Origin of the sequence: Streptomyces sp. NPDC005898, assembly GCF_040629635.1 — a bacterium.
Classification (GTDB): Bacteria; Actinomycetota; Actinomycetes; order Streptomycetales; family Streptomycetaceae; genus Streptomyces.
This window is the reverse complement of record NZ_JBEXWC010000008.1, coordinates 149598-166347: the sequence shown is the minus strand read 5'-3', so window position 1 is coordinate 166347 and position 16750 is coordinate 149598. Positions and strand designations below refer to the sequence as shown.

Genomic DNA, 16750 nt, shown 5'->3' with positions numbered 1-16750 from the left:
CGGAAGACCTGTCCATGTTCGGCCGCGACCCCTGGTGGCTGATCGCCCTGAAGGCGGTCTTCTGCTTCGCGTTCCTGATGGTGACGGTCCTGTTCTCCATCGTGTGGGAGCGCAAGGTCGTCGCGTGGATGCAGCTGCGCATCGGACCCAACCGGCACGGCCCCTGGGGCATGCTCCAGTCCCTCGCCGACGGCATCAAGCTGATGCTGAAGGAAGACGTGATCGTCAAGCGGGCGGACAAGGTGGTCTACGTCCTCGCCCCGGTCGTCGCGGCGATCCCGGCCTTCATGGCGATCGCCGTGATCCCGTTCGGCCCCGCCGGCAACGAGGTCTCGATCTTCGGTCAGCGCACCACCATGCAGCTCACCGACCTGCCGATCGCGATGCTGTACATCCTCGCGGTCGCCTCCGTCGGCATCTACGGCATCGTGCTCGCGGGATGGAGTTCCGGCTCCACCTATCCGCTCCTCGGCGGCCTGCGCTCCTGCGCGCAGATGATCTCGTACGAGATCGCGATGGGCGCCGCGTTCGCCTCCGTCTTCCTCTACTCCGGGTCGATGTCGACCTCGGCGATCGTGGAGGCGCAGACCGACCGCTGGTACGTCCTGCTGCTGCCGGTGTCGTTCCTCATCTACATCGTGACGATGATCGGTGAGACCAACCGCGCGCCGTTCGACATGCCGGAGTCCGAGGGCGACCTCGTGGGCGGCTTCAACACCGAGTACTCCTCCATCAAGTTCGCGCTCTTCATGCTCGCCGAGTACGTCAACATGGTCACCGTCTCGGCGGTCTCGGTCACGCTCTTCCTGGGCGGCTGGCGGGCCCCGTATCCGATCAGCACCTTCTGGGAGGGCGCGAACCACGGCTGGTGGCCGATGCTCTGGTTCGTCGTCAAGGTCCAGCTGCTGCTGTTCTTCTTCATCTGGCTGCGCGGCACGCTGCCCCGCGTGCGCTACGACCAGCTGATGAAGCTCGGCTGGAAGGTCCTCATCCCGGTCTCGGTCCTGTGGCTGATGCTCGTCGCCACGGTCCGGGCGCTGCGGAACGAGAACTACGACTTCACCTCGATCGCGCTGTACGTGGGGGGCGGGGTCATCGCGCTCCTGCTGCTCTCCGTGGTCGTCGACATCTTCCGCGACAAGCGGGAGAAGGCGACGGCGGTCGAGGAGGAACCGGTCGCCTTCGACCCGATGGCCGGCGGATTCCCCGTGCCGCCGCTGCCCGGGCAGAGCCTTCCGCCCGTCCCGCGCCGCCGCTCGCGCCAGGAGCGGGAGCTGATTGTCAGTGGCGGGCCGGATACTCACAGTGACACCCGCGGTGACGCCAGTGGCGGCACCCGAAGTGACGGAAAGGAGGCGTCCGATGGCTGAGTCGCACAACGAATCGCCGGCATCGCCGGAGTCACCCCATGAGTCGAACCAATCGAAGCAGGGGTTCCAGAACCCTGTGGCGGGCTTCGGCGTGACCTTCAAGGCCATGTTCAAGAAGCGGCTGACCGAGCAGTACCCGGAGCAGCAGAAGACCACCGCTCCCCGCTTCCACGGCAGGCACCAGCTGAACCGCCATCCGGACGGCCTGGAGAAGTGCGTCGGCTGTGAGCTCTGCGCCTGGGCCTGTCCCGCGGACGCCATCTATGTGGAGGGCGCGGACAACACCGAGGAGGAGCGGTACTCCCCGGGCGAGCGGTACGGCCGCGTCTACCAGATCAACTACGCCCGCTGCATCCTGTGCGGCCTGTGCATCGAGGCGTGCCCCACGCGCGCGCTGACGATGACGAACGAGTTCGAGCTGGCCGACAGCAGCCGCGAAAGCCTCATCTACACCAAGGAGCAGCTGCTCGCCGGGCTGGAGGAGGGCATGGTCGAGAGCCCGCACTCGATCTTCCCCGGTATGGACGAGCAGGACTACTACCGAGGCCTGGTCACCGAGGCCGCCCCGGGGACGGTGCCCCAAGTGGCGCTCTCCAAGGGCGAGACGCCCCAGGAGGCGGCCTCCGACTTCGGGGCCGGCGAACCGGCCTCGCGGAAGGTGGCCGGCGGCCCCGTCGCCGGGAAGCCGGCCGGCGGACCGGCGGCCGGGAAGGTGGCAGGCGGACCGGCGGCCGGGAAGGTGGCAGGCCGATGACGCAGCTCGCCGCCTACTCCACCTCCACCGGCGAGGCCTTCCAGTTCTGGGTCCTCGGCACGGTCGCCGTCATCGGCGCCCTGTGCACGATCCTGATGAGGAAGGCCGTGCACAGCGCGCTCTGCCTCGCCGGGACCATGATCATCCTCGCGGTGTTCTACCTCGCCAACGGCGCGTACTTCCTCGGCATCGTCCAGATCGTCGTCTACACCGGCGCGATCATGATGCTCTTCCTCTTCGTGGTCATGCTCGTCGGCGTCACCGCCGCCGACTCCCTGAAGGAGACCATCAAGGGCCAGCGCTGGCTGGCCCTGCTCTGCGGCCTCGGCTTCGCGGTACTGCTCTTCGCGGGCATCGGGAACGCCTCGGTGAGCGAGTTCAACGGCCTCGGCAAGGCGAACTCCGGCGGCAACGTGGAGGGCCTCGCGAGGCTCATCTTCACCAAGTACGTCTTCGCCTTCGAGATCACCGGCGCCCTGCTCATCACCGCCACGGTCGGCGCGATGGTGCTGACCCACCGCGAGCGCACGGAGCGCGCCAAGACCCAGCGCGAGCGGGCCGAGGAGCGGGTGCGCGCGGGCAAGCACCTGCCGCCGCTGCCCGCCCCCGGGGTGTACGCGCGGCACAACGCCGTGGACATCGCGGGCCTGCTGCCCGACGGCACCCCGTCGGAGCTGACGGTCAACAGGACGCTGCGCGAGCGCGGCCAGATCCGTGACGTGTCGAGCCAGGCACTGGAGGACCTGCGGGCGCTGGAGCAGCGCTCCGCGGACCGTCTGGAGCGGCCCGACCCGCGCGGCACCGACATCGGGCGGACCGAGGAGGCGTCGAAGTGAACCCGGTCAACTACCTCTACCTGGCCGCGCTGCTGTTCTCGATCGGCGCGACCGGCGTGCTCATCAGGCGCAACGCGATCGTGGTGTTCATGTGCGTCGAGCTGATGCTCAACGCCTGCAACCTCGCGTTCGTGGCCTTCTCCCGGCTGCACGGCAACCTCGACGGCCAGATCATCGCGTTCTTCACGATGGTCGTCGCCGCCGCGGAGGTCGTCGTCGGGCTCGCGATCATCGTGTCGCTGTTCCGTTCCCGCCACTCGGCCTCGGTCGACGACGCCAGCCTGATGAAGCTGTGAGGGGCTGAAAGTGGAGAACCTGATCGCGCTGCTCGTCGCGGCGCCGCTGCTCGGAGCGGCCGTACTGCTGTGCGGCGGGCGGGCGTTGGACCGTGTGGGCCACTGGCTCGGCACGCTGCTGGCCGCCGCCTCCTTCGCCGTCGCCGCCGTGCTCTTCACGGACATGCTGGGCAAGGGCGCCGAGGAGCGCGCCCTGTCGCAGCACCTGTTCAGCTGGATCCCCGTCGAGGGCTTCCAGGCGGACGTCGCCTTCCAGCTGGACCAGCTGTCGATGACGTTCGTCCTGCTGATCTCCGGAGTCGGCACCCTGATCCACGTCTACTCCATCGGGTACATGGAGCACGACGAGCGGCGCCGCCGCTTCTTCGGCTACCTGAACCTCTTCCTCGCGGCGATGCTCCTGCTGGTCCTCGCCGACAACTACCTGCTCCTGTACGTCGGCTGGGAGGGCGTCGGCCTCGCCTCGTACCTCCTGATCGGGTTCTGGCAGCACAAGCCCAGCGCGGCCACCGCCGCGAAGAAGGCCTTCCTGGTCAACCGGGTCGGCGACATGGGCCTGTCGATCGCGATCATGCTGATGTTCACCACCTTCGGGACGTTCGCCTTCGGGCCCGTCCTGGAGGCCACCGGTGAGACCGGCGAGGGCAAGCTCACCGCCATCGGCCTGATGCTGCTGCTCGCCGCGTGCGGCAAGTCGGCCCAGGTGCCCCTGCAGTCCTGGCTGGGCGACGCGATGGAGGGCCCGACCCCGGTCTCGGCCCTGATCCACGCCGCGACCATGGTGACCGCCGGTGTCTACCTGATCGTCCGCTCCGGGGAGATCTTCAACGCCGCGCCGGACGCCCAGCTGGCCGTCACGGTCGTCGGAGCGGTCACGCTCCTGTTCGGTGCGATCGTCGGTTGCGCGAAGGACGACATCAAGAAGGCCCTCGCCGGTTCGACGATGTCCCAGATCGGCTACATGATCCTGGCCGCCGGCCTCGGCCCCGTCGGTTACGTCTTCGCGATCATGCACCTGGTGACGCACGGCTTCTTCAAGGCCGGGCTCTTCCTCGGGGCCGGTTCGGTCATGCACGGCATGAACGACGAGGTCGACATGCGCAAGTACGGCGGCCTCAGGAAGTACATGCCGGTCACCTTCGTCACCTTCGGGCTCGGCTACCTCGCGATCATCGGCTTCCCCGGCCTGTCCGGCTTCTTCTCCAAGGACAAGATCATCGAGGCGGCGTTCGCCAAGGGCGGCACGGAGGGCTGGATCCTCGGCTCGGTGGCCCTCCTGGGCGCGGCCATCACCGCGTACTACATGACACGCGTGATGATCATGACCTTCTTCGGAGCGGAGCGCTGGCGCGACCGCCCCACCGCCTCCCCGGACCAGCCGGACGTGGAGCCCGCCGCGGAGCACCGCGGGGCGCACGAGGAGCCGCACCCCCACGAGTCCCCGAAGTCCATGACGATCCCGATGGTCGTGCTCGCCTTCGGATCGGTGTTCGCGGGCGGCTTCTTCAGCATCGGGGACCGCTTCCTGCACTGGCTGGAGCCGGTCACCCACCACGACCACGGCGACTCGCCGCTGAGCGCCGCCACGGTCACGGGCGCCACCATGGTGGTCCTCGTCATCGGCGTCGCCCTGGCCTACGTCCAGTACGGGCGCCGGCCGGTCCCGGTCACCGCCCCGCGCGGCTCGCTGCTCACCCGGGCCGCCCGCCGCGACCTCCTCCAGGACGATTTCAACCACGTCGTCCTGGTGCGCGGCGGCGAGCACCTCACGCGGTCCCTGGTCTACGTCGACCACAGCCTGGTCGACGGCGTCGTCAACGGCACGGCGGCCTCCATGGGCGGCCTCTCCGGGCGGCTGCGCACCCTGCAGAACGGCTACGCCCGCTCCTACGCGGTCTCGATGTTCGGCGGCGCTGCGGTGCTCATCGCCGCGACCCTGCTGATGAGGGCGGTCTGATACCGATGTCCTTTCCCCTGCTGACAGCGACGGCGGCCCTGCCCGCGGTCGGCGCGATCGTCACGGCGGCCGTCCCGGCCGCCCGGCGGACCGCCGCCAAGTGGCTCGCGCTGCTCGTCTCACTCGCCACGCTGGCGCTGGCCGTGGCCGTCCTGGTGCGGTTCGACCCGGACGGCGACCGCTATCAACTCACCGAGTCCCGCGCCTGGATCGCGGACTTCGGGGTGCGCTACGAACTGGGGGTCGACGGCATCGGCGTCGCGCTCATCGGGCTCACCGCGCTGCTGATCCCGTTCATCGTCCTGGCGGGCTGGCACGACGCCGATCCCCTCGAGACCGCCTCCTCCCGGTGGCGGCCGACGCAGGGCTTCTTCGCCCTGATCCTGGCCGTCGAGGCGATGGTGATCATCTCCTTCGAGGCCACCGACGTCTTCCTCTTCTACATCTTCTTCGAAGCCATGCTCATCCCGATGTACTTCCTCATCGGCGGCTTCGGGGACCGCGCCCACGCGGGCAGCGACGAGAACGCCTCGGCGCAGCGCAGCTACGCGGCCGTGAAGTTCCTGCTCTACAACCTCGTCGGCGGCCTCATCATGCTGGCCGCCGTCATCGGGCTCTACGTGGTCGCCGGGAACTTCTCGCTCCAGGAGATCGCCGAGGCCCGCGCCAACGGCACGCTGGACATGGCGACCAACACCGAACGGTGGCTCTTCCTCGGCTTCTTCTTCGCCTTCGCGGTGAAGGCGCCGCTGTGGCCGCTGCACACCTGGCTGCCGAACGCGATGGGGGAGGCCACGGCCCCGGTCGCGGTACTGATCACGGCGGTGGTCGACAAGGTCGGCACGTTCGCGATGCTGCGGTTCTGCCTCGGCCTCTTCCCCGAGGCGAGCAAGTGGGCGACGCCGGTCATCCTCGTACTGGCCCTGATCAGCATCATCTACGGCGCGCTCCTCGCGGTCGGCCAGCGCGACATCAAGCGCCTGGTGGCGTACGCGTCGATCTCGCACTTCGGGTTCATCGTCCTCGGCATCTTCGCGATGACCTCGCAGGGACAGTCCGGCGCGACGCTGTACATGGTCAACCACGGCATCTCGACCGCCGCGCTGATGCTGGTGGCCGGCTTCCTCATCTCGCGGCGCGGCTCGCGCCTGATCGCCGACTACGGAGGGGTGCAGAAAGTCGCCCCGGTGCTCGCGGGCACCTTCCTGGTCGGCGGTCTGGCCACGCTCTCGCTGCCGGGGCTCGCGCCGTTCGTCAGTGAGTTCCTGGTGCTCGTCGGGGCGTTCGCGCGCTACCCGGTGGCCGGGGTCGTCGCGACCCTCGGCATCGTGCTCGCCGCGCTCTACACCCTCGTCCTCTACCAGCGGACGATGACGGGACCCGTGAAGCCGGCGGTCTCGGCCATGCCCGACCTGCGGGTGCGTGAACTGGTCGTCGTCGCCCCGCTGATCGCGCTCCTGATCGGCCTCGGCGTCTATCCGAAGCCGCTCACCGACCTGGTGAACCCGGCGGTCGAGCACACCATGTCCGACGTCCAGAAGAAGGACCCCGAGCCCGAGGTGGAGGCGGCCAAGTGAGCGCATCAGCCGTCCACAGCCTGTGGACAATGGCCGCCGATCCGATCGACAAGATCGACGCGCCGAAGATCGAGTATGGACAGCTGTCGCCGACGTTGATCGTCATCGGCGCGGCCGTCCTCGGAGTGCTCATCGAAGCCTTCGTCCCGCGCAAGGCCCGCTACCACGCCCAGCTGTTCGTCTCCGTCGTCGCGCTCACCGCCGCCTTCGCCGCGGTGGTCGGCCTCGCGGCCCGCGGCTTCGGCACGACGAAGGCGCAGATCGCGGCCATGGGCGCGATCGCGGTCGACGGGCCCGCGCTCTTCCTCCAGGGCACGATCCTGCTCGCCGGGCTCGTCGCCGTCTTCACCTTCGCCGAGCGGCGGCTGGACCCGGTGGCGCACGGCAACCGCGTCGACTCCTTCGCCGCACAGGCCGGAGCCGTGCCGGGCAGTGAGGGCGAACAGGCCGCCACCAAGGCCGGGTTCACCACCACCGAGGTGTTCCCGCTGGCGCTGTTCGCCATCGGCGGCATGCTGGTCTTCCCGGCGGCCAACGACCTCCTGACGCTCTTCATCGCGCTGGAGGTCTTCTCCCTGCCGCTGTACCTGCTGTGCGCGCTCGCCCGCCGCAAGCGCCTCATGTCGCAGGAGGCCGCCGTCAAGTACTTCCTGCTCGGCGCCTTCGCCTCCGCGTTCACCCTCTTCGGCATCGCGCTCCTGTACGGGTACGCGGGCTCCGTGTCGTACGCGACGGTCGCCGACGTCGTCGAGGGCAACGTGCAGACCCTGGACCCGGCGCTCGCCGAGACCATGGGCAATGACGCGCTGCTGCTGATCGGCGTCGCGATGGTGGTGATGGGGCTGCTCTTCAAGGTCGGCGCCGTGCCGTTCCACATGTGGACCCCCGACGTGTACCAGGGCGCTCCGACGCCGGTCACCGGCTTCATGGCGGCGGCGACGAAGGTGGCCGCGTTCGGCGCGCTCCTTCGGCTGCTCTACGTGGTCCTGCCCGGCCTGCGCTGGGACTGGCGGCCGGTCATGATGGGCATCGCGGTCATCACGATGCTGGGCGGCGCGATCGTGGCGATCACCCAGACCGACATCAAGCGGCTCCTGGCGTACTCGTCCATCGCGCACGCCGGCTTCATCCTCGCCGGCGTCATCGCCACCACCCCGGAGGGCGTCTCCTCGGTCCTCTTCTACCTGGCGGCCTACTCCTTCGTGACGATCGGCGCCTTCGCCGTGGTCACGCTGGTGCGCGACGCCGGGGGCGAGGCCACGCACCTGTCCAAGTGGGCGGGGCTCGGACGCAGGTCACCGCTGGTCGCGGCGGTCTTCGCGGTGTTCCTGCTGGCCTTCGCCGGCATTCCGCTGACCTCCGGTTTCACGGGGAAGTTCGCGGTGTTCAAGGCGGCGGCGGAGGGCGGCGCGGGCGCGCTGGTCGTGGTCGGCGTGCTGTCGTCGGCGATCGCCGCGTTCTTCTACATCCGTGTGATCGTGCTCATGTTCTTCAGCGAGCCGAAGGCGGACGGCCCCACGGTCGCCGTGCCCTCCCCGCTGACGATGACGGCGATCGGGGTCGGCGTCGCCGTGACGCTGGTCCTCGGCGTGGCCCCGCAGTACTTCCTGGACCTCGCGGGCCAGGCGGGGGTCTTCGTCCGGTAGCCGCTCCGGTTCGCACACATGTCGCCGCCCGGCGTCCCGACCTGGGGATGCCGGGCGGCGGCCTGTGGATAACTTTTCGGCCTGTCGGCGCGGGGCCCTATCGTGGAGGCAGTGGTCGAGGCAGTGGACGAGGCAGGACGTACGGCGGGGGACAGGGCGATGGATGGGACCAGCGGCATGAGCGAGGTGACGGCGTCGGCATCGACGCCGGGTACGGCGAGCGACACGGTGACCGGCACGGCGGGCGCGGTGGCGCAGAGCGATGCCCTGCGCATGCTCCAGCGCGTCTTCGGCTACGACGCCTTCCGCGGCGAGCAGGAAGCGATCATCGACCATGTCGTGGCCGGTGGCGACGCCGTCGTCCTCATGCCCACCGGCGGCGGAAAGTCCCTCTGCTATCAGATCCCCGCCCTGGTCAGGCCCGGTACGGGCGTGGTGGTCTCGCCGCTCATCGCGCTCATGCAGGACCAGGTGGACGCCCTGCGGGCGGCCGGTGTGCGGGCCGGGTTCATCAACAGCACGCAGGACTTCGACGAGCGGCGCGTGATGGAGGCCGAGTTCCTCGCGGGGGAGCTGGACGTGCTCTATCTCGCCCCGGAGCGGCTGCGCCTGGACGCCACGCTGGACCTGCTGTCCCGCGGCAAGATCTCGGTCTTCGCCATCGACGAGGCGCACTGCGTCGCCCAGTGGGGGCACGACTTCCGCCCCGACTATCTCGCGCTCTCCGTGCTCGGGCAGCGCTGGCCGGACGTGCCGCGCATCGCCCTCACGGCGACGGCCACGCATGCCACGCACCGGGAGATCACCGAGCGGCTCGGCATGCCGGACGCCAAGCACTTCGTGGCGAGCTTCGACCGGCCCAACATCCAGTACCGCATCGTGCCGAAGGCCGAGCCGAAGAAGCAGCTCCTGTCCTTCCTGAAGGAGGAGCACGCGGGCGACGCGGGCATCGTCTACTGCCTCTCGCGGAACTCGGTCGAGAAGACCGCCGAGTTCCTGTGCCGGAACGGCATCGAGGCGGTCCCGTACCACGCGGGTCTCGACGGCGGCACGCGCGCGGCGCACCAGTCCCGCTTCCTGCGCGAGGAAGGCCTCGTGGTCTGCGCCACCATCGCCTTCGGCATGGGCATCGACAAGCCGGACGTCCGCTTCGTCGCCCACCTCGACCTGCCGAAGTCGGTCGAGGGGTACTACCAGGAGACGGGCCGCGCGGGCCGCGACGGCCTGCCCTCGACGGCCTGGATGGCGTACGGCCTCCAGGACGTCGTCCAGCAGCGCAAGATGATCCAGGGCAGCGAGGGCGACGAGGCGTTCCGGCGCCGGGCCGCCTCCCACCTCGACGCGATGCTGGCGCTCTGCGAGACCGCCCAGTGCCGGCGGGCCCAGCTCCTCACCTACTTCGGCCAGGAACCGGCCGCGCAGTCGTGCGGGAACTGCGACACCTGCCTGACCCCGCCCGAGACCTGGGACGGCACGGTCGCGGCGCAGAAGGTGCTCTCCGCGGTGGTGCGCCTCCAGCGGGAGCGCGGCCAGAAGTTCGGCGCGGGCCAGATCATCGACATCCTGCTCGGCAAGAAGACCGCGAAGGTCATCCAGTTCGACCACGACCAGCTCTCCGTCTTCGGCATCGGCGAGGAGCTGGCGGAGGCCGAATGGCGCGGGGTGGTACGGCAGTTGCTGGCACAGGGCCTGCTCGCGGTCGAGGGGGAGTACGGCACGCTGGTGCTCACCGAGACGAGCGGCTCCGTCCTCGCCCGCGAGCGTGAGGTGCGGCTGCGCAAGGAGCCGAAGCGTCTCCCGGCGGCGCGGGCCGCCAAGGGCGAGCGCAAGGCGAAGGGCGCGGCGGCGGTCGCCGAGCTGCCCCAGGAGGCGGTGCCGGTCTTCGAGGCGCTGCGCGCCTGGCGCGGCGCCCAGGCCAAGGAGCAGGGCGTCCCCGCGTATGTGATCTTCCACGACGCCACGCTGCGGGAGATCGCCACGCTGCGGCCCACGTCCGTGGCGGACCTCGCGGGCATCAGCGGAGTGGGCGAGAAGAAGCGGGCGACGTACGGCGAGGGCGTGGTCGGGGTCGTCGCGGAGTTCACCGGCGGGGCGGGCTCCGGCGAGGCGCCCGGCGGGGGTGCGTCGGGCACCGCCGCGTCCGACGGCGACGTTCCGTCGGGGGCCGGTGCGGACGAGCTGGGCTGGGGGGACGAGGAGGAGCCGGACTGGACGTCCTGACGAGGACGACCGAAGGCGGGCCGCGCCGCACCCGGGAGCGGCGCGGGACATGCCTCGGGCCCGGCAGGACACCGGGCCCGAGGAGTAGACGGCGCCGCGCGCCGCTCAAGCGTTCAGGTCAGCCAGCCAGCCAGCCAGCCAGCCAGCCAGTCAGTCAGCCGCCGCTCAGCGCGCCGCCACGATCCGGCCCGTCACCTCGCCGAGGCCCACCTTGGTGCCGTCCGGGCCCGGGGCCCACGCCGACAGGGTGACCTCGTCGCCGTCCTCCAGGAACGTCCGCTTGCCGTCGGGGAGTTCGATGGGGTCGCGGCCGTTCCAGGTGATCTCGATCAGGGAGCCGTACTGGCCGGCGGAGGGGCCGCTGACCGTGCCCGAGCCGTACAGGTCGCCGGTGCGCAGCGAGGCGCCGTTGACCGTCATGTGCGCCAGCTGCTGCGCGGCCGTCCAGTACACGGTGGAGAACGGCGGTTCGGAGATGACCTGGCCGTTGAGCGTGACCGTCATGCGCAGGTCGTAGCCGCCCGGCTCGTCGGCCGCGGACTCGGCGGAGTCGTCCAGGTAGGGCAGGAGCGGGTGCGTGCGCTCGGGGGGCGCCACCCGGGCCGCGTCCAGCGCGTCGAGGGGCGTGATCCAGGCGGAGACGGAGGTGGCGAAGGACTTGCCGAGGAACGGCCCGAGGGGGACGTACTCCCAGGCCTGGATGTCCCGCGCCGACCAGTCGTTGAGGAGGGTGAGGCCGAAGACGTGCTCGCGGAAGTCGGCGAGCGGCACGGGGGTTCCGTGCTCCGAGGGCGCGCCGACCACGAAGCCGACCTCCGCCTCGATGTCGAGGCGGACCGAGGGGCCGAAGGTGGGGGCCGGGTCGGCGGGCGCCTTGCGCTGACCGGAGGGGCGCACGACGTCCGTCCCGGAGACCACGACGGTGCCGGAGCGGCCGTGGTAACCGATGGGCAGGTGCTTCCAGTTGGGCGTCAGGGGCGTCGGCGAGTCCGGGCGGAACATCTTGCCCAGGTGCGTCGCGTGGTGCTCGGACGCGTAGAAGTCGACGTAGTCCGCGACCTCGAAGGGCAGGTGCAGGGTCACCTCGGAGAGGGGGTGCAGCAGGGGGCGCACGGAGTCCCGGTAGGAGGGCACGGTCACCCATGCCGTCAGGGCGCGGCGCACGTCGGACCAGGCGGTGCGGCCCGCGGCGAGCAGCGGGTTCAGCGTGGGCCGGGCCAGCAGGGAGACATAGGGCGAGCCGAGCGCGGCGGCCGCGGCGCCCGCGTCCAGGACGTGCGAGCCGAGCCGTACGCCGACCCTGCGCTGGTCGTCCCGCTCTCCGGCCAGGGAGAACACGCCGTAGGGAAGGTTGTGCGGCCCGAAGGGGTCGCCCTCGGGCAGGCCGAGGGGGTCGCCCCCGGGGAGGCCGAAGGAGTCGCTCCCGGGAAGGCCGGTGGAGTCACCGGCGGCCGGGTCGAGCGGGGTCTGCTCGGACATGCGTACCTGCCTCGCTTTCCATAGGGGTGTGCCACACGTTACGTGTGAAGACCCTGGTTGCGGCAGTGTCCAAAGAGTGCGCCCTGTCCGGAAAGGTCGTGCTGGAGTGTCCGATTCCGGCTTCGCGTCCTCCGGGGCGCGGGCGAGGTGGTGACGCGCGTCGGGTGCCGCACGCGGTTCGCCTCGCCGCGGCCGGCGGAGCACTTGGCGCGTTCGTACGGCTGAGCGGCCGGACACTCGGCCGGGTAAGAATCGGAATGCTGAATTCCGCTTTCTGGTGAACCGTGCCGGTCCTCGCCGTCCCCCTCGCGCACCGGCCCCGCCAAGGCGCTTCCGGCGTGCCTCAGGATCCGTATTCTCTGGATCATGGCCGCTCCCCTCGCGTACGCACTCATCGCCACCGACCTGGACGGGACGCTGCTGCGCGGCGACGACACGGTCTCGGACCGGTCGCGGCGGGCGCTGGCCGCCGCGGACGAGAGGGGCGCGCGGCACCTCGTGGTGACGGGGCGTCCGGCGCCGCGGGTGCGGCCGCTCCTCGCCGAACTCGGGTACGACGGCCTGGCCGTCTGCGGGCAGGGCGCGCAGCTCTACGACGCCGGGGCGCACCGCATGGTCTGGTCGGTGACGCTCGACCGCGAGCTGGCCGAGGTCGCGCTGGGGAAGATCGAGGCGGAGGTCGGGCAGGTCTTCGCCGCCGTCGACCAGGACGGCGTGGACGGCCTCACGCTCATCGAGCCGGGGTACGAGATGCCGCACCCGACGCTGCCCGCGGTGCGGGTGCCCGGGCGGGACGTGCTGTGGGAGGTGCCGATCAGTAAGGTGCTGCTGCGCCATCCGACGCTGGCGGACGACGAGTTGGCGGCGGTGGCGCGCGGTGTGGTGGGCTCGCTCGCGACCGTGACGATGTCCGGTCCGGGGACGGTGGAGCTCCAGCCGTGCGGGGTGACCAAGGCGACGGGGCTCGCGCTGGCCGCCGGACGGCTGGGGCTGACGGCCGCCGACACCATCGCCTTCGGGGACATGCCCAACGACATCCCCATGTTCCTGTGGGCGGCGCACGGCGTGGCCATGGCCAACGCCCACGCGGAACTGAAGTCGGTCGCCGACGAGTTGACCCTGACCAACGAGGCCGACGGGATCGCCGTCGTCCTGGAACGGATGGCGGCCGCGGCCTGATCGGCCCGCGTTCCGACCGAGCGGCCCGCAGTCCCCCGGTTCAGCCCGCGGTCCGCCGGATCCGCCGCTCCCAGGTGCGGTGGAAGACGACCTCGTCGCCGTCCCGGCAGATCACCTCGTCCGTGGTGCGGAAGTCCGCGGCGTCGCAGGTGATCTCCGAGTGCGTCTCGATCCTGGTGTCCCAGGCCAGTTCGGGGCGGTGCAGCCGGATCGTCCGGTCGGAGCGGGCGCGGGCGCTCAGCGGGTCGCTCTCGTGGATGGTGTACGTCTCCACGGCGTCCTCGGTGAACTCCAGGCCGTCGGGGTGGACCCGCGTGCCGCCGGCGCCCGGGACGACCTCCAGGCGCCACTCGCCCCGGGCGACATCGCGTACGACCAGGCGTTCGGGGCGCTCCTCGTCGAGTGTCGCGGGGTGCGTCACGCCGAGCGGCTCCGCCTGTTCCGGGGGTTCGAAGGTGATCGTCGGGTCCGGGCCGCCCGCGCGCACCGGGAGCTCCAGGAAGCTGCCGGCCGGCTCCAGCGTGAAGCCCGCCGTGTCGGCCTGCGGCCAGATCCACGGCCAGTACGCGGAGGAGACCGCGAGCCGGATGCGGTGGCCGGCCCGGAAGGCGTGGCCGATGCCGGTCAGCTCGAAGGCCACGTCCTCGGTGGCGCCGAGCGGCCAGGCGTCCGCGCGGTCCCGGCCGTGCCGGGCCGAGAGGTTCAGCGCGCCGCGCGTCACCAGCGTGGACGAGCCGTCGGGCGCGATGTCGCACAGGCGGGCGACGGCCTGGCCGAAGGGCACGTCCATCCGCAGCCGCAGCGTCACCCGGGGCCGCCCGAGGACGCGTACCTCGGCGGGGACCTCGAACTCGAAGCACGCCGACCTCGCGTCCTCGTCCCGCTGGTCGGGCGGCAGGTCGGCGGGGCCGCCGCACGGGATGTGGCGGCCCGCGTCCACCCCGGTGTGCTGCGGGGAGGCGACCAGCACCGGGGTGCCTTGGAGGGCGTAGGAGACGGGGGTGACGTTCGGGGAGGGCCAGGCCGGATCGCCGGCCCAGCCGCCGCGCAGTTCGGCGAGGTCCGTCGCCGGGCGGTGCGAGTCGCTGATCCAGGACCGGAGCTTCGGCTCGGCCATGACGCCGGTGTCGACGCCCTTGAGGTGGTGGTCCCACCAGCGCAGCGTCTCCTGGAGGAAGCCGATCGCCGGACCCGGCGCCAGGCCCTGGTCGGGGTACTGGTGCGACCACGGGCCGATCAGGCCCCGCACCTGGTCGTCGGGCAACTGTTCGACGAGGCGCAGGACCGTGTCCCGGTACGGGTCGTGCCAGCCGCCCACCGCGAGGACCGCGGCGCCGATCGTGGAGCAGTCCTCGCGGACGCTGCCGTGCCGCCAGTAGGCGTCGCGGGTCTGGTGGTCCAGCCAGGTGTGGACGGGGGGCTCGACGGCCTCCAGGCGCGTCAGCCACATCGCGCGCCACGCGTCGCCCACGAAGCGCGGGTCCGGCGGCCGGCAGGCGCGGGCGAGCGTCGTCGCGGACCACGCGTGCGTGTCCACCGCGAGGACGGAACCACCCATGTAGTGGAGGCCGTTGTCATGGCGGTCGTCCGTCGAGCAGACCGTGACGAGCGCCTTGAGCGGCTCGGGCGCGAGGGCCGCGATCCGGAGGGACCCACCGCCGTCCCGGGAGAGGCCGAACATGCCGACCCGGCCGGTCGACCAGGGCCGCGCGGCCAGCCAGTGCACCACCTCCACGCCGTCGGCCGCGGCCCGCTCCGCGTACGCGTCCACGGGCAGGCCCTCGCTGTTGCCGTGGCCGCGGGCGTCGACGCGTACGGAGGCGTAGCCGTGGCCCGCGTACCAGGGGTGGCGCTGCGCGTCGCGCGCCGCCGTCCCGTCGGTGAGGCGCTCGGGGAGGTATTCGAGGAGCACCGGCACGGGCTCCTCGGTGAAGGGGCGCCACACGCGCGCGTACAGCTTGGTCCCGTCGGCGAGGGGTACGCGGAGGTCCTCGTGCGTCGTCTCGTACGGGAAAGCTGTCCGGATCTTCGGGCGCGTCATCTTCGGGTGCGTCATCTGGGGAACCTCGGTGGACGGAAATGCCGGGTCGGCGACGACTCGTACTCAGCGGGGGTACAGCGGTAGTACTCAGCGGTAGTACTCAGCGGTAGTACGGGAGGAACAGGATGTTTCCGTTCACCCGTGCGACAACCGGCACAGAACAGCTTTCTCGGCCGTATGGGCTGATCAAGAACATACCGGTGGTGATCGGCGGGCGCCCGGTCGGCTTTGTGCGGGCAGGTGCTCGCTGTGATCGAAAGGCGACCGGATACGCTGACTTGAGTGATGGCAGCGACACATCGACAAACCGTGTCATCGACCGAGATCCAATGATCGACCGAGTTCGCCATGTGATCGTCAGCAGACAGGAGAACCTCTCGTGACCGTCGTCGGGCCTTTCGGGCTGAGCGTGCGGGACCAGGCTCTCGAAGCCGATGTCCAGGCAGGGTTGGCGGCTGTCGAGGAGGGCCTCCTGGAGGCCACCAAGAGCGCGGTCCCCTTCATCACGGAGGCCGCCCAGCACCTCGTCCGGGCCGGCGGAAAGCGTTTCCGCCCGCTGCTCGTGATGCTCGCCTCCCAGTTCGGCGACCCGGACGCGCCCGGCATCGTGCCCTCCGCCGTGGTCGTCGAGCTCACGCACCTCGCGACGCTCTACCACGACGACGTGATGGACGAGGCGGACGTGCGCCGCGGGGTCGCCAGCGCGAATCAGCGCTGGGGCAACTCCGTGGCCGTCCTGACCGGCGACTTCCTCTTCGCCCGCGCCTCCTACATCCTCGCCGACCTCGGCCCGGAGGCCGTCCGCATCCAGGCGGAGGCCTTCGAGCGCCTGGTCACCGGACAGATCCTGGAGACGGCCGGCCCCAGCGAGGGCCGCGACCCGGTCGACCACTACCTCGACGTGCTCGGCGGCAAGACCGGTTCGCTGGTCGCCGTCGCCTGCCGGTTCGGCGCGATGATGTCCGGCGCGGACGAGACCGTCGTGGACGTCCTGACCCAGTACGGCGAGCGGCTCGGCGTGGCCTTCCAGCTCGCCGACGACGTGCTGGACATCGCCTCCGACTCCCACGAGTCCGGCAAGACGCCGGGCACGGACCTGCGCGAGGGCATCCCCACGCTGCCGGTCCTGCGGCTGCGCGAGCGCGTGGCGCGGCTCGGCCTGCCCGAGGACATCGCCCTGAGCGAGCTGCTCGCCTCCGATCTCACCGACGACGCCCGGCACGCCGAGGCGCTCGCGGGGCTGCGCGCCCACCCGGCCCTGGAGCAGGCCCGCCGGGACACCGTGCGGTACGCGGAAGAGGCGCGGGCCGCGCTGGCGCCGCTGCCGGAGTGCGACGCGAAGATCTCCCTGGTCGAGCTCTGCGACCTCGTGGTGCACCGGGCGGGCTGAGGGCC

The 16750-nt window shown here is 71.0% G+C and carries 13 protein-coding genes; 11 read left to right on the top strand and 2 right to left on the bottom strand.

The window, feature by feature from the left end; genetic code table 11:
* Positions 1 to 14 precede the first annotated feature (14 nt).
* The 8 genes from nuoH (at position 15) to recQ (ending at position 10656) form a co-directional block, all read left to right on the top strand.
* The gene (nuoH, locus tag ABZ385_RS14090; protein ID WP_358577454.1) at positions 15 to 1370 is read left to right on the top strand and encodes an NADH-quinone oxidoreductase subunit NuoH; all 1356 of its coding nucleotides are present in this window, start codon (positions 15 to 17) and stop codon (positions 1368 to 1370) included.
* Positions 1363 to 2124, top strand: coding sequence for an NADH-quinone oxidoreductase subunit NuoI (gene nuoI, locus ABZ385_RS14085; protein ID WP_358911457.1), 762 nt, complete (start codon positions 1363 to 1365; stop codon positions 2122 to 2124). Before nuoH ends, nuoI begins: the two co-directional genes overlap by 8 nt.
* On the top strand, positions 2121 to 2960 hold the full coding sequence (locus ABZ385_RS14080) for an NADH-quinone oxidoreductase subunit J (protein WP_358697550.1): 840 nt from the start codon (positions 2121 to 2123) through the stop codon (positions 2958 to 2960). The genes nuoI and ABZ385_RS14080 overlap by 4 nt, the downstream gene beginning before the upstream one ends.
* Positions 2957 to 3256: an NADH-quinone oxidoreductase subunit NuoK gene (gene nuoK / locus ABZ385_RS14075; protein ID WP_168543269.1), complete on the top strand. Its 300-nt coding sequence runs from the start codon at positions 2957 to 2959 to the stop codon at positions 3254 to 3256. The genes ABZ385_RS14080 and nuoK overlap by 4 nt, the downstream gene beginning before the upstream one ends.
* Before the next feature lie 10 nt (positions 3257 to 3266).
* A complete protein-coding gene (gene nuoL / locus ABZ385_RS14070) occupies positions 3267 to 5213 on the top strand; it encodes an NADH-quinone oxidoreductase subunit L (RefSeq protein ID WP_358577256.1) in 1947 nt (648 codons plus the stop codon).
* Positions 5214 to 5218: 5 nt separating this feature from the next.
* Complete coding sequence (locus ABZ385_RS14065) at positions 5219 to 6790, top strand: NADH-quinone oxidoreductase subunit M (RefSeq protein ID WP_358577258.1); 1572 nt, start codon at positions 5219 to 5221, stop codon at positions 6788 to 6790.
* A complete protein-coding gene (gene nuoN, locus ABZ385_RS14060; protein WP_358577260.1) occupies positions 6787 to 8436 on the top strand; it encodes an NADH-quinone oxidoreductase subunit NuoN in 1650 nt (549 codons plus the stop codon). The genes ABZ385_RS14065 and nuoN overlap by 4 nt, the downstream gene beginning before the upstream one ends.
* A 273-nt stretch (positions 8437 to 8709) precedes the next feature.
* On the top strand, positions 8710 to 10656 hold the full coding sequence (recQ, locus tag ABZ385_RS14055) for a DNA helicase RecQ (protein WP_358911563.1): 1947 nt from the start codon (positions 8710 to 8712) through the stop codon (positions 10654 to 10656).
* Positions 10657 to 10821: 165 nt separating this feature from the next.
* Here the strand turns inward: recQ and fahA are convergent, their stop codons facing one another.
* A complete protein-coding gene (fahA, locus tag ABZ385_RS14050; protein ID WP_358911455.1) occupies positions 10822 to 12135 on the bottom strand; it encodes a fumarylacetoacetase in 1314 nt (437 codons plus the stop codon).
* 366 nt (positions 12136 to 12501) lie between these two features.
* Between fahA and ABZ385_RS14045 the strand changes: the two genes are divergently transcribed.
* Positions 12502 to 13314, top strand: a complete 813-nt coding sequence (locus ABZ385_RS14045) for an HAD family hydrolase (protein ID WP_358577267.1) — start codon at positions 12502 to 12504, stop codon at positions 13312 to 13314.
* 40 nt (positions 13315 to 13354) lie between these two features.
* Here ABZ385_RS14045 and ABZ385_RS14040 read toward each other — a convergent pair whose 3' ends face one another.
* On the bottom strand, positions 13355 to 15370 hold the full coding sequence (locus ABZ385_RS14040; protein WP_358911453.1) for a CocE/NonD family hydrolase: 2016 nt from the start codon (positions 15368 to 15370) through the stop codon (positions 13355 to 13357).
* A gap of 110 nt (positions 15371 to 15480) precedes the next feature.
* On the opposite strand from ABZ385_RS14040, the gene ABZ385_RS14035 reads away from it, so the two are divergent.
* Together ABZ385_RS14035 and ABZ385_RS14030 are read left to right on the top strand one after the other, a co-directional pair.
* A complete protein-coding gene (locus ABZ385_RS14035) occupies positions 15481 to 15738 on the top strand; it encodes a hypothetical protein (RefSeq protein ID WP_358911451.1) in 258 nt (85 codons plus the stop codon).
* Positions 15735 to 16745, top strand: coding sequence for a polyprenyl synthetase family protein (locus tag ABZ385_RS14030; protein ID WP_358577273.1), 1011 nt, complete (start codon positions 15735 to 15737; stop codon positions 16743 to 16745). The genes ABZ385_RS14035 and ABZ385_RS14030 overlap by 4 nt, the downstream gene beginning before the upstream one ends.
* The last annotated feature ends 5 nt before the right edge of the window (positions 16746 to 16750 follow it).